General features: G+C 41.6%; 12 protein-coding genes and 2 pseudogenes. 8 read left to right on the top strand and 6 right to left on the bottom strand.

Annotated features, from left to right (window positions below; all coding sequences use genetic code 11):
* The first annotated feature begins 172 nt into the window (after positions 1-172).
* Positions 173-649 (top strand): PD-(D/E)XK nuclease superfamily protein, encoded by a 477-nt coding sequence (locus ACWATR_RS28070; RefSeq protein ID WP_460339381.1) that lies wholly within the window; start codon positions 173-175, stop codon positions 647-649.
* Here ACWATR_RS28070 and ACWATR_RS28065 read toward each other — a convergent pair.
* On the bottom strand, positions 621-1,478 hold the full coding sequence (locus ACWATR_RS28065; protein WP_460339379.1) for a DNA adenine methylase: 858 nt from the start codon (positions 1,476-1,478) through the stop codon (positions 621-623). The two genes, ACWATR_RS28070 and ACWATR_RS28065, sit on opposite strands and share 29 nt — an antisense overlap.
* A gap of 165 nt (positions 1,479-1,643) precedes the next feature.
* On the opposite strand from ACWATR_RS28065, the gene ACWATR_RS28060 reads away from it, so the two are divergent.
* The 4 genes and pseudogenes from ACWATR_RS28060 to ACWATR_RS28045 all read left to right on the top strand — a co-directional run bounded on the left by ACWATR_RS28060 (position 1,644) and on the right by ACWATR_RS28045 (position 3,613).
* Entirely contained in the window at positions 1,644-1,850 is a 207-nt protein-coding gene (locus ACWATR_RS28060; RefSeq protein ID WP_084227060.1) for a DUF751 family protein, read from the top strand.
* A 123-nt stretch (positions 1,851-1,973) separates the two neighbouring features.
* Positions 1,974-2,393, top strand: coding sequence for a 30S ribosome-binding factor RbfA (gene rbfA, locus ACWATR_RS28055; protein WP_181929290.1), 420 nt, complete (start codon positions 1,974-1,976; stop codon positions 2,391-2,393).
* 391 nt (positions 2,394-2,784) lie between these two features.
* Positions 2,785-2,934 (top strand): annotated as a pseudogene (locus ACWATR_RS28050) (hypothetical protein); the annotation flags it as partial.
* Positions 2,935-3,376: 442 nt separating this feature from the next.
* Positions 3,377-3,613 (top strand): DUF4327 family protein, encoded by a 237-nt coding sequence (locus ACWATR_RS28045; protein WP_069073690.1) that lies wholly within the window; start codon positions 3,377-3,379, stop codon positions 3,611-3,613.
* Positions 3,614-4,125: 512 nt separating this feature from the next.
* On the opposite strand, the gene ACWATR_RS28040 is transcribed toward ACWATR_RS28045, so the two are convergent.
* Both ACWATR_RS28040 and ACWATR_RS28035 read right to left on the bottom strand, forming a co-directional pair.
* On the bottom strand, positions 4,126-4,479 hold the full coding sequence (locus tag ACWATR_RS28040; protein ID WP_460339376.1) for a hypothetical protein: 354 nt from the start codon (positions 4,477-4,479) through the stop codon (positions 4,126-4,128).
* 352 nt (positions 4,480-4,831) lie between these two features.
* Positions 4,832-5,578, bottom strand: a complete 747-nt coding sequence (locus ACWATR_RS28035) for a 3-oxoacyl-ACP reductase family protein (protein ID WP_460339374.1) — start codon at positions 5,576-5,578, stop codon at positions 4,832-4,834.
* 90 nt (positions 5,579-5,668) lie between these two features.
* Here ACWATR_RS28035 and ACWATR_RS28030 point away from each other — a divergent pair, with 90 nt between their 5' ends.
* The 3 genes and pseudogenes from ACWATR_RS28030 to ACWATR_RS28020 all read left to right on the top strand — a co-directional run.
* On the top strand, positions 5,669-6,277 hold the full coding sequence (locus tag ACWATR_RS28030; protein ID WP_460339372.1) for a TetR/AcrR family transcriptional regulator: 609 nt from the start codon (positions 5,669-5,671) through the stop codon (positions 6,275-6,277).
* 445 nt (positions 6,278-6,722) lie between these two features.
* Positions 6,723-7,628, top strand: a complete 906-nt coding sequence (gene cdf31, locus ACWATR_RS28025; protein ID WP_460339370.1) for a CDF family zinc efflux transporter Cdf31 — start codon at positions 6,723-6,725, stop codon at positions 7,626-7,628.
* A 171-nt stretch (positions 7,629-7,799) separates the two neighbouring features.
* Positions 7,800-7,928, top strand: a pseudogene (locus ACWATR_RS28020) (IS4 family transposase); the annotation flags it as partial.
* 122 nt (positions 7,929-8,050) lie between these two features.
* Here the strand turns inward: ACWATR_RS28020 and ACWATR_RS28015 are convergent.
* The 3 genes from ACWATR_RS28015 to cbiD all read right to left on the bottom strand — a co-directional run bounded on the left by ACWATR_RS28015 (position 8,051) and on the right by cbiD (position 12,157).
* Positions 8,051-8,452 (bottom strand): response regulator, encoded by a 402-nt coding sequence (locus tag ACWATR_RS28015; protein WP_460340722.1) that lies wholly within the window; start codon positions 8,450-8,452, stop codon positions 8,051-8,053.
* Positions 8,453-9,193: 741 nt separating this feature from the next.
* On the bottom strand, positions 9,194-10,816 hold the full coding sequence (guaA, locus tag ACWATR_RS28010) for a glutamine-hydrolyzing GMP synthase (protein ID WP_069073694.1): 1,623 nt from the start codon (positions 10,814-10,816) through the stop codon (positions 9,194-9,196).
* A 225-nt stretch (positions 10,817-11,041) separates the two neighbouring features.
* Entirely contained in the window at positions 11,042-12,157 is a 1,116-nt protein-coding gene (gene cbiD / locus ACWATR_RS28005) for a cobalt-precorrin-5B (C(1))-methyltransferase CbiD (RefSeq protein WP_460339368.1), read from the bottom strand.
* Between the last annotated feature and the right edge of the window lie 517 nt (positions 12,158-12,674).

Raw genomic sequence — 12,674 nt, 5'->3', positions numbered from 1 at the left:
TATTAATACATTTGTATTTATCTAGTACAAAAATACCAAGAATTTCGGATTTTTTACCCATTAATCCAACCTTGTTTAGTCAAAATAAAAAATTCATATTAAGCAACTGAACCTTTTTTACTGCTTCTGTGAAATCCTATAATAAGCAGGACTTTTGGCAGAGGGATTCAGGATGGCTCTGACTCAAGGTGGACGGGCAAATAAGTCTGGGAATATTTTAGAAGGAAATGTAGAAGCAATCTTAAATGGGCATAATTATTTCCAAGTCGGGAACTATGTCCCAAAAGAATTTATATTAAATGCTGCTTTATTGCCAAAACGTTATGGCAAAGAAGTTTATATTGGGACTGGAATTTATCATACCGATCTGAAGGTTGATTTTTATGTTGTTGGTTCACCTGCAATGCCATCTGGTTTAATTTTTGAGTGCAAATGGCAAGAAAGCCCCGGTTCGGTTGATGAAAAATTTCCTTACTTGAATATGAACATTCAGCACTATTACCCTGCACCAACTATTGTAATTTTAGGTGGTGAAGGTATGCGAGAAGGGGCAAGCAAATGGCTAAAAGCAAGAGTGGATGATAACCATAATTTATTAGCAGTTTATAGCTTAGACAGATTTATTGCTTGGGCAAATAAAAATCTTTAAAAGATGTAATTAATAGTTCGTGAATCATGCCTCTATTTTTTATATTTGAGTTAATCGAGCGAGATGCGTTGATTTTGTAGGTTTCAAAATTAATATCAGTATAAATTTTTCTAATAAATTCGCTATCAGAATTACATACCATAACTTTGACACCACGACTTGCTAACTCTGCACAAGTATCTCTTAAAAGTTCTTGGTCTTTTTTACTAAAACAATTTTGACTATAAGCAGTGAAATAACTAGTCTCACTGATAGGATGGTAGGGTGGATCAAAAAATACAAAGTCATCATTGTTAGTTGCATGATTTAGCACTTCTGTAAAATCTGCTTGTTTAATTTCTGCATGAGAAAGTGCTACGGAGGCTACTCTCAGTAAATTCTCAGGGCAAATATTGGGATTCTCATATCTGCCTAAAGGCACATTGAATTTACCCTGTGAATTAACTCGATAAAGACCATTAAAACAAGTCTTATTAAGATAAATTATACGAGCGGCTTGTTCTATATCAGTACCAACAGAATTGTTTCTTACACTATAGTAATAATCTTTATTATGTCGGATTTTATGCTCTTTCAAGTGACAAATTAATTCCTCAACATGATCTCTAACACAGCAATAAGTGTTAATTAGTTCGGCATTAATATCAGTTAAAATCGCTGCACTTGGTTGGAGATAGAAAAAAACTGCACCACCACCTAAAAATGGCTCATAGTAATTTTTATAACTCTTGGGAAAATAAGGAATATATTGCTGTATCAACCTACTTTTACCCCCTGCCCACTTCAAAAATGGACGCGGGCTAGTTTCTTTGGGGATTTGAATTACCATTTACTTACGATTTAACTGAAAATAATCACGACTAAATAAAGCCAATATAACCGACGAGCCATATTTTATATTAACTGGCTAATTTTCCAGCCACATATATTACAATTGAGTAGATAAAGCATATCAAAACAAACGTAAGTATATAACAAGGCAGTTTACATTCAGATGTTTGACGGATTTTGGGATAACGTCTTTCGCTACCCCCGGTACTTAATTACTATTGTCTTAGGACTGTTTCTGAACACCTTTGCACCATTAGTGCCACTGTTGAAGCGTCCAGTCACATTGATCGCCCTCTTGGGTTTATTTGTGAGCAGCCTAGTCTTCCTTACTTTCACCCTACGGGCAATGCTGGGCTTGAGTCCAATCTAGACTAGCGCTATATCGGGGCTGTGCCCCACAGACGGTTGCTCTTAGTGTTTCTCCCGCTAAGTACTGTCTACCCAACTTGCATCTATTTTTGTCGTACAACCTCTGTGATGAGGCGAAATTTTTATGGCTACAAATCGTCGGGTTTCCCGCGTTGCTGAACTGATCAAACGGGAAGTTAGCCAAATGCTGCTCAACGGCATTAAGGATGACCGTGTGGGTACTGGAATGGTCAGTGTTACTGATGTTGATGTTTCTGGCGATCTCCAACACGCCAAAATCTACGTCAGCATCTATGGTACAGATGAAGCTAAGGAAGAAACAATGGCAGGCTTAAAGTCCGCTACAGGTTACGTCCGCAGCGAACTTGGGGCGCGGGTACGCCTACGTCGTACACCAGAGGTGATATTTCTCGAAGATCGCTCCATCGAACGCGGTAATAAAGTATTGGCACTACTAAACCAACTTAATCATGACCGTCCTCCAGAAAATCTCGTAGCAGTAGAAGACAGCACTGATCAAAATGATCAGGAATTCTCCGAATAAGTAACTAAAACAACAATGTAACTTCAGAACAATTAATCTCAGCAAATCCGCCAAACAGTTTACAGACGTGACTAGATCGCGTCTGTTTTAATGTGACCATAACCTACTTCAGCGATCGGTAGTTGCATGTATGGGCTTTCTGTTTGTCTTGGCTTTTGTTTTTACTCTACTGCAATGTGAATTCGACAGTTCATATCGTGTCCCTCTAATGAGCCGAATCAAAAGGTTTTATTACGCAAAACCGTCCCTCTCCGAGTTGGAGAGGGACAGGCTGGAACTAAAGTTCAAAAGATCGTCAATGCAAAAAGGTAGTAGAAGCACCAACTTTTTTATGTAGATGCATAAATGCTACTTGTCTCAGGCTACGAATTAGTATTACTCCACCCTTTTACAGATGTTTTTCAAAAGAAACCTATGTAATATTAGTGCTGAAAATAACCAAGTAATTACTGTTTTACTTAAGAAATTGTTAACAGATGCTAAGGTAAAAGGCTTAGTAGTGTATTTTAGCCGTTATGTTTTGCAACAGTTTATACCCTAGTATCTGACAAATATTCTTGTGTTGTTTACCCTTAGATGAATACCAGCAGTTCTAGACCTAGCTTTAAAGTGATTATTTGATATGTGAGCGATGCCTGCGGCGGGCTACGCCTACGCGATATCAACTCTTTCCAACCACCAAATCTTGCCTAAATACAGTAATGGCAAGACTTTCAGACTTGTGGCATCAAAGCCATAAAGCTACAGATGCAGGTTAAGTTAACTACTTGGAATTTTTTTTGTAAAGCGGATTTTCGAAAAATGTCAGGATTTGTTGACTTTCTTAACATTTCTTGAGATTATTTTAGGATGTGTAGCGTCAAAATAAAAATAGTTCCGTATAGCAAACTACAAAATCCTAGCCACAAGTCTAATTTCTGTAATGTTTGTTCCTAATTATTAACGGGAACACTATCGTAAGTGTTAATTTGTGAGTAAAAACCATGAGTGTGAATACGGTGCCTTCTATCAATTACTACTCTCTAGATGTGATTCAAGACGAAGCACGCCGACTGGTGCAAAAGGGAATGATTAGCCGACAACAGCCAATATATACCCTCTGCCAATACATCCCAGCGAGAGAGTGGGTTTGCGTTGAATGTGAATTAGAGAAATGTGACTTTTTGTTACGCGATCGCATTGGCGATCTAATTGGTCGTGAACAGTGGGACAACGACTAAATCAATGTTTGATTTCGGATTTGGGATTGGGAGCTTATTTTCGATGTGTGGATGGCACCATCAACGATTAGACGCCCAATCTGGGGGATAATCTCTGGTTTATCATGAGCATTGCCCCATACAGAATCTTGCGTTTTTCATTAACACAGAAGTATTAGAGTCTGAATTTATACAACTTTTCAAGTTAAAGAAGGCATCAGAACCATTTGTTCTGTACATCTGGTGCCACGGCTTGAGTCTAGTATGTAAATTCTGTGAAGTTCCTACATTGAGCCGATAGAAGTGTAGGAACTTCACTTTTGACTCGTAATTCATTGCATCGCTTAGTTGAGGTAAGCGTCAATCTACTTGCTGTTCAAAACCAAAATCCGTCTTGAAAAGTTTGCTGACTAGGGCTAACGGACATCAAAGGTAACCTCCGCAAGCAACTGGCTCAACTCTGATAAAATCCAAAATTTATATAGTATTTTTCTTAAAAAATCTTGAAAAGCAGAGCAAAACCATTTCAACTATTATCCTACTTGCTCTAAATACTGATTAATGTCTTCAATGATGCGAGTAAGTTCAGCTTCCGTAGTCAAGCGGATGTTGACGTTGCGGACAGTCAGCAAAACTTTGGCTGCGAAGGGCGTTGGCCAGATATTAGGATTACAAAAAACTTCTAAAAATACTTCACCTGTATAACGATATTCCAAGGGAGGCTGGGGAGTCACTCTACCACTGCCAGGAGTGGGTTTAGCGGCGATCGCTTTCAGGCGTTCCATCAGTTGATCCGTCGCTGTCTTTAATTCTCGTGCTGCTTGGGGTGAAAAACTGAAGGAGACTGAACCTTCAATTAAATTCAATGTTAGAGGAATTGAAGACATATCTTTTTTATTAAAACTTCTTGATAAGTACTGATATTACCGGAAGAAGGGGCCTGAATCCCACTCTGATTTTTCCCTGTGTCTGATTTAAAAACCACTAGTACAGCTTGGCGTAATTCGTAATGACGCTCCTACGTTGCGAATGCTGCGCTAACGTAATTACATTTTTGCAGGGATTTCAGACATTTCAAATGGATAGTTTATTTTTGTCGTCCTGCACTACTAGTAGTCCGTCAAGCCAACAATGCTTGGTAAATAAGTTTGTAGTAAGGACTTTAGTCCTTGTCTTAAGCACTGAAGTGCTTACTACGTACCAGGCTTTCATTAGCTTGCAATAAGACCATTTGCCGAATCAGGCTGCGAAGCCACCATCAATTTTCAGGCTCGCACCCGTGACGAAACCAGCTTCGGCACTGGCGAGATAGGAAACCATATCGGCAACTTCTTCACTCCGACCGTAGCGCTGGAGGGCGATCATGCTTCTCATATTGTCGGCAAAGGGGCCCTCGTCCGGGTTCATGTCGGTGTCCACGGGGCCGGGTTGAATGTTGTTCACCGTGATGCCACGAGGGCCGAGATCACGGGCAAGACCGCGCGTAAAACTGGCGATCGCACCCTTGGTCAAAGCGTAGACGGAGCCACCAGCAAAAGGCATGATGTCACTGTTGATGCTGCCGATCATGATAATCCGTCCCCCCTCACCCATGTGGCGGACAGCCTCCTGAGTTGCCACAAATACGCCCTTGACGTTAATCGCGATGAGTCGGTCAAAATCATCCAGTGAGAACTGGTCGATCGGAGCCAAAGCGGCGATCCCCGCATTGTTCACCAGAATGTCCAGGCGACTAAAGGCTTTTACAGTCTCGGCGACAGAGTTTTTCACTGCTTCAACATTGGCACTATCGGCGCGTATAGCCAAGGCTTGTCCACCAGCCGCTTCGATGGCAAGCACCACCTCGTCGGCTTTTTGCGGCGAGCTAGTGTAGGTGAGAGCGACAGCTGCGCCATCCTGTGCAAGACGTTTAGCGATCGCTGCTCCTAGACCGCGTGAGCCACCTGTTACCAATGCCACCTTACCTGTAAGTTTTTTGGTGCTCATAGTCTTCTTTTGTCGTTATAGTTCTGTATCGTATGGTATAGATATAATGCATGGGGGTAAGCCTGTCAAGAAACTATTATACTGATGAGTATGAAACAGGAAAAAACCACTGCGGCGATGGGCCGACCCCGCGAATTCGATACCGATGACGCACTCAATCGTGCAATGCACGTGTTCTGGCGCAAGGGCTATCTGGGCACATCCCTCTCGGATCTGACCGAGGCTATGGGCATCAATCGTCCGAGCCTTTACGCTGCTTTTGGAAACAAGGAATCTCTATTCCGGAAAGTGCTTGATCGCTATGCCGACGGGCCGTCAGCCTATCTTCGTGAGGCTCTCAAAGAGCCGACCGCCCGCCAGGTCGTCGAGCGGATGATGTATGGAGTCGTTGACCTGGGAACCGATCCGCACAATCCACCGGGATGTCTCTGGGTTCATGGCACGCTTTCATGCGGAGATCCAACCGATCCGATCCGGCAGGAATTGTCCACACGCAGAGCGTTAAGCGAAGCTGCCCTGCGTAATCGTTTCGAGCGGGCGATTTCGGAGGGGGATTTGCCGGCCGATTCCGATCCAGATGCTCTCGCCTGCTTTGTCATAACGGTCAATTGTGGAATCTCAGTCTTGGCGGCGACCGGAGCCACCAAGGTGGAACTACTACGGGTAGTGAAGACAGCGTTGCAAGCGTGGCCGGAGTAGGACAATACCTATTTAGTGTTCCATTGACATCCTCAAATGTTGACCCTTTTCTGAATAAATTGCGGGCTTTCTTATCCTTATGAAGTAGTAAATAAAACTCATTAAGCTCGTCAGTTATTCGGAGTAAATACAGACAACTATAGTGGTCATAATATCTTTGAATACAATTCGATATGACCTAAGTGGATGTATGAGGAAGAATATTAATTAAAATATTCTTAGAATTAATGCTAAAAATACGCTGTTATTTGTAAATATATTACTAATTTCCATCGAGCTTGTAGCTGTTGTTAGTTATAAAGAGTCTCAACAAATTGGCATAAAATATAGAGACTCCAGAGATATTTAGTTCTTACTGCGTAAGACTTTGATACACTTTATTTGTGTTTATTTGTATTTTGAGGTCTACATTAGAAGTCATAGAACTTGATGTGATAAATTATCTATGACTTACGATAACCGTGGCGAAGTACAAAAGGTTTTAATTATTACACTACTGCTCAACCTGTTTGTACTGGTATTAAAAGCAGTTGTAGGCTACTGGACAGGTTCTTTGAGTTTGCTAGCTGATGCCTTGCATAGTGTGACAGATAGCGCCAATAACGTTTTAGGATTAATAGCGAGTAAATTTTCTTCTCCACAACCCGATCGCGAACATCCCTACGGACACAGCAAGTTTGAAGCAGTAGGAGCTTTAGGAATAGCCTCATTTTTAGGAATAGCCTGTTTTGAAATTCTGCAAGGAGCAATTGAGCGAATTCTCAAAGGTGGTGGTGAACCTGTGAGAATATCGCCACCTGAGTTGTGGTTATTACTAATTGTGCTGGGCGTGAATATTTTTGTGGCGTTTTACGAACGTGCTGTGGGTAGGCGGGTAGGTAGCTCAATTCTCATAGCTGACGCCACACATACCATGAGCGATATTTGGGTGACAATCTCTGTAATTGGCGGATTGATAGGAGTTTGGCTAGGTTATCAATGGATGGATTTAGTGTTAGCTTTTCCTGTCGCCTTGTTGGTATTTTGGAGTGGTTGGTCAGTTTTAAAAGAGAATTTACCTTGGCTTGTAGATCAAATGGCGATCGCACCAGAAGCAATACATGCGATCGCTACTTCTGTTCCAGGTGTAATTAACTGTCATGCGATCGCTTCTCGCGGCGTTCTTGGTCGTCAAGTATTCATCGAAATGCATTTAATAGTAGATGCACCAGATGTAGAAACCGCCCACCACATAACCGAAGAAGTAGAAAGCCGATTAGAAGAACAGTTTCGTCCAGTGAGGATTTTAATTCACGTCGAGCCACCAACATATAAGTCTGACCAAATTAGCTTTGAAACTGGAGCAAAATAGTTTGTAGTAGTTTTCAAGTATGCGAGTTTATTTAAAAGATTAAATAACACAGAATTTAATGCAATACAGTTCAGATAAGACCAAAACCTTTGTAGAGACGGCGATTTATCGCGTCTCGAAAACCCAAAATTTTTGCCAATAGCCCTTAACTGAACCGTATTGGAATCTAATGTAGATATTTCTACTTTTTCCAAAGCAAATTATCACCGCAGTCAAAAATCATTTCAAGAAAACTATCATAAATTGAATGAGTTCGTGCAGAAGAGTACTCACAAGAAATTACATGATAAATACACTATTTTATAAATATTTCAAGCTTTTTGATGACAGAATTGATGGTTCAACCTTCCTCAAGACTGCAATCACACTTTTCCAACTACCTCTGACGGAAATAACAAATAACAAGTCTATGCATCTTTGTATTAACTCTTATAAGAAGCAACCAAATTTGCGACGATCGCAACTAATTCTCCTGGATCAACTGGTTTAGCCACATGAGTCTGAAAGCCTGCTTCGAGAGCACGGCTACGATACTCGCTATCACCATAGGCAGTTAAGGCGATAGCGGGGAGTTTTCCATAAATATCATTTAGCGCCCGGATCTTGCGGATGAGGGTGTATCCATCTTCACCAGGCATAGCAATATCACAAATCAAGACATCTGGTTGCAACTCAGGTAGTACATTCAATGCTACCGCTGCTGATGCAACTGCCACGATGCTTGCTCCATCAGCTTCCAATACGGTAGTAATGTAAAAGCGGCTATCGTCATCGTCATCAACTACGAGGATGTTTAAGCCAGCAAGGGGGAGAGGAGGTTCCATGACATCTCTATTAACGTTGATCAAATGAAAGTTATTTCTAATGAGCTGCTTGTTTTTTCTCAGTAACCACACCATTGGTAATTTTACTGCGATCGCGTCTACTTTTCTAGACAATAATTCAATTTGTCTAGTTACCATCTAATTGATGGTTCATTGTTCGCTGGCATTTATAATTATTGACTGGATAAAATTATGTTGGTGTTTAAATTCCTTTACATTTAAAAATTAACTTTAACGAATAGTTGGAGTTCAAGAATAATCTTGGTAATTACTCACTGCTTTATTACTAACAAGTTTGGATTTTGATCAAAGCTTTTAAAAATTAGAAGTAGTAAAGTTACTTAAAATTTAGCAAATACGGGATTTTGCGACATTCTTGCTCTTAGTAAACCGAAATTCAAAAAAATAGACAATGCCGAGGCTTAAAACGAGTCAGGGCGGCATTGCCATTTTGAAATACAGCAGGAGTCAGAAGTATACTAGTACACCGTAATGGAACCTTGCCTACTTTTAATCAGTTACTCAAGTAGGGGCAATTCATGAATTGCCCCTACTTGTATGCTTAATTGAGATGCTAGCTAGATTTACACCGTGTTGTACTAGGCTTTATACCTGGTTCTTGAGTTTAAAAGGTTAAACTGATTAACTTGCAGACTACTGTATATGAATCTAATCTACTGCAAGGTATCTGAACCATAGCCAAGAGTGATTAACTTTTAGTTAAGTCAACTCAAAACTTGATTACTCCCATTCAATAGTTCCAGGTGGCTTAGAGGTGATGTCATAAACCACCCGATTCACTCCTTTCACCTCATTCACAATCCGAGTGGAAATCACTTCCAAGACATCGTAAGGTACTCTTGCCCAATCAGCAGTCATACCATCTTCACTGGTCACAATCCGCAAAACAATCGGGTAAGCATAAGTGCGTTGATCCCCCATAACTCCAACACTACGAATTGGCAGCAATACAGCAAATGCTTGCCAGAAATCATGATACATGCCGCGTTGGTTAATTTCTTGCCGGACAATCAAATCGGCATCACGCAAAATATTTAACCGCTCAGATGTAACTTCCCCCAAGATGCGAATTGCCAAACCAGGCCCAGGAAAAGGTTGCCGTTGGACAATTTCTTCTGGTAAACCAATGGAACGCCCAACTTTGCGGACTTCATCTTTAAATAGTTTCCGCAGTGGTTCTACCAATTTAAATCTTAGGTCTTTGGGCAAACCGCCAACATTGTGATGGCTCTTAATTTTCACCGCTACCCGCTCACCAGTTTGGGGATCAACGTTGGTGTCAGCAGATTCGATAACATCTGGATAAAGAGTCCCTTGAGCCAAATAGTCAAAGTGACCAAGGCGTTTGGATGTTTCCTCAAATACAGCAATAAATTCGTGTCCGATGCGGCGGCGTTTTTCTTCAGGATCTGTGATATCAGCAACTCTAGCTAAAAAGCGATCGCGGGCATTAACATACTCTACAGGAATGTGAAACTGCTCTTGGAACAGCTTTACCAATCGCTCTGGCTCATACTTTCGCATAAAGCCTTGATCGATAAACACGCAAGTCAGTTGTTCACCAATGGCTTTATACAGCAAGAACGCCAGGGTAGAAGAATCCACTCCACCAGACAGCGCCAACAGCACTCGCTTTTCACCAACTCTGGCGCGAATTTCTTGAATTGCTTCTTCGACAAAAGCCGCTGTTGTCCAAGTGGGTTCGCAATCGCAGATATGGTAGACAAAATTACGGATTAATGCTATTCCGCCAAGAGAATGCACCACCTCTGGATGGAACTGGACACCGTAAAGTTTCCTTTCGTGGTCAGCAATGGCAGCACAGGGAGTATTTTCTGTATGTGCCAGCAATTCAAACCCCGATGGCATTTGGATAACTGAGTCTCCGTGACTCATCCACATGGTAGTGCCATCTTCGACGTTGGTCAGCAAATCTGTGGGATCATCAATATATAATGATGCTTTGCCGTACTCACCCCGATCGGCCTTTGCCACTTCGCCACCGAGTTGGTTCACCATCAGCTGCATCCCATAGCAAACACCCAAAATGGGTATTCCCAAATTCCAGATTTCTGGGTCACAATGGGGAGCGTTATCACCATAAACTGAACTAGGCCCACCGGAGAGGATGATTCCCTTGGGATTGAGTTGGCGCAATTGTTCAGAAGTAGTGCGATAGGATAAAACTTCAGAGTATACTTGAGTCTCGCGGATGCGACGGGCAATCAACTCAGAATATTGAGAGCCGAAGTCCAGAATTACAATCAATTGGCGATCAAGCCGCCCAAAATTTTCCAATGTTTGGGGCGCTTGTTCTGTTGGTAGAGTCACCGCTGTATTCATGACGGGAGTGTTATGTCTGTTAAGGATAGATGCTTTGTGGTCTATAGTGATGCTATTATTCAGCCTGGTTAGGCTGATAATGGTATAAAAGCCCTAGACAAACGCGAGGTTATGTGCGCTTGTCTAGTCCTGGAATCGGAGATGGTATTAAAACGATAAACTTACCTTAGAGTGGTTACTTAGAAAGATTATTTATTTGGATTGTTTACGATTATTCATAATAAATTAACATAATTTTCCCATCAACAGACCAGCAGTTTTACTCTTCACAATAATTTTGCGATCGCGATCAAAGAGGATAGAGCCACAAACTGTAGTTCCTGTGCCCTTTTGGCTATGGCTTTGGATGTATTCTTGGGAACGAACATCGATGGTTTCGGCGATCGCACTGTAAACTTGATTTACCCAATCACTGCCAGTTGCAGCATCTAGCGATTTTAGATATGTTAGTGCTGCTTCGGCGGTAGCACTCTTAAACACAGCTTGGATATCTGGTAATTTTAAACCTGCGATCGCACAGTGCGCTGCCAAAATTTCCCGCCTTCCATCAGCCAAGTAGTGATGAGTGTGAAAAATCCCTCCAGCCAGTTTCATCAGCTTACCGTGATAGCCAAATAATAAGATTTCTTTAACACCCAGCACATCAGCTTCTACTAACATTGGACCGAGCCAGTTAGCAGTTTTGACTAATTGTTCAGGATTAATCCCTAGTTTACGCGCCAAATCTAGTCCATTCTCCCCGATACAGAATACTAAACTCTCAAAACGACTGGCTTTATTTTGTAATTCCGCCCGAAAAACTGCAAGCTGATCTGGTGTACTTAAGGGTTGAGAAATGCCTGTTGTGCCTAAAAGGGAAAGTCCTTCAACCACACCAAAGGCAGAATTTGAAGTCCGAACTGCAAGCGATCGCCCTTCGGGTAGAATAATCGTCACTGTGATCTTTTCCCCAAGTGCCAGCATTCTTTGCAAATTCTCTTGCAACAGCCTTTGAGCGTAAGCATAAATAGCCGGCTTGTCATCAACATTTAATTGCCTACCAATCCCTTCCCCACCTTTAATAATTACTGCATCATCACCCTGTTCTCGCCATTCCACCAATGCCCAAATCGGTGTATCTTTAGTCAAATCGAGATTATCACCGGGATCGCTGCGAGCGATCGCTAAAGCTGTATTATCAGATAATCCTGCGACCTGTTCAATGGGGATTTCTGCGATTTGAGCGGGTTCAATTAAATCTACAGATGCTAAAGTTAGGGATTGGCGATCGCGTAACCAGTGTAAAGCTGCAACAGCAGCAGCGCAAGCAAATACCGGGAGTGTATATCCAGAACGGGACATTTTATTCAAAATTGAAGACAGTTTCAGACGATAATTTAGACCCCAACTGTAACTTTTTTCTTCAGGGTAACATTGCTGTTCAAGCTACTGTTGATCACCTTTGCATCCAAACCAGCAAACTCAATCAACCTGCTACAAAAGCGGCTCCGGGCGGCTTGGCTTTTCAAAAGTACGAATTTCCAAATTTTTTACCATTTTTCGGACAAATTCGGAAGTATATCCCAAATAATAATGCTCCCAGTGTGATCAGTTGTTATGCAGTATTTTCAATCCACGCTGACACCAAAATACTTTCGACTTCGCTACTGGTTGATTATACTTATTCGTGACAGGTTACAGCAATTTTCAGGTAAATAGACCACAGTGGTTGAACTTGGCAAATTCCAGCTTCAGTAGTTTACAGGCTTTGTTTAGTGAACAAACAGCACTTGATCTTAAATTGCATTGCCATACTAAAAATGCAGGAAAAACAAAAGCCCCAAGCAATGATGGTTGCTTGGGGCTTGTTGTAAAAATA

The organism is Nostoc sp. UIC 10890 (genome assembly GCF_054786515.1).
Note: the sequence above shows the minus strand (reverse complement) of the source record. Positions and strands in the feature narration are given on the sequence as shown.

Bases quoted from the DNA above. Each gene is read 5' to 3' on its own strand.
- ACWATR_RS28070 (WP_460339381.1), top strand. From the start codon at position 173: ATGGCTCTGACTCAAGGTGGACGGGCAAATAAGTCTGGGAATATTTTA.
- ACWATR_RS28065 (WP_460339379.1), bottom strand. From the start codon at position 1,478: ATGGTAATTCAAATCCCCAAAGAAACTAGCCCGCGTCCATTTTTGAAG.
- ACWATR_RS28060 (WP_084227060.1), top strand. From the start codon at position 1,644: ATGTTTGACGGATTTTGGGATAACGTCTTTCGCTACCCCCGGTACTTA.
- rbfA (WP_181929290.1), top strand. From the start codon at position 1,974: ATGGCTACAAATCGTCGGGTTTCCCGCGTTGCTGAACTGATCAAACGG.
- ACWATR_RS28045 (WP_069073690.1), top strand. From the start codon at position 3,377: ATGAGTGTGAATACGGTGCCTTCTATCAATTACTACTCTCTAGATGTG.
- ACWATR_RS28040 (WP_460339376.1), bottom strand. From the start codon at position 4,479: ATGTCTTCAATTCCTCTAACATTGAATTTAATTGAAGGTTCAGTCTCC.
- ACWATR_RS28035 (WP_460339374.1), bottom strand. From the start codon at position 5,578: ATGAGCACCAAAAAACTTACAGGTAAGGTGGCATTGGTAACAGGTGGC.
- ACWATR_RS28030 (WP_460339372.1), top strand. From the start codon at position 5,669: ATGAAACAGGAAAAAACCACTGCGGCGATGGGCCGACCCCGCGAATTC.
- cdf31 (WP_460339370.1), top strand. From the start codon at position 6,723: ATGACTTACGATAACCGTGGCGAAGTACAAAAGGTTTTAATTATTACA.
- ACWATR_RS28015 (WP_460340722.1), bottom strand. From the start codon at position 8,452: ATGGAACCTCCTCTCCCCCTTGCTGGCTTAAACATCCTCGTAGTTGAT.
- guaA (WP_069073694.1), bottom strand. From the start codon at position 10,816: ATGAATACAGCGGTGACTCTACCAACAGAACAAGCGCCCCAAACATTG.
- cbiD (WP_460339368.1), bottom strand. From the start codon at position 12,157: ATGTCCCGTTCTGGATATACACTCCCGGTATTTGCTTGCGCTGCTGCT.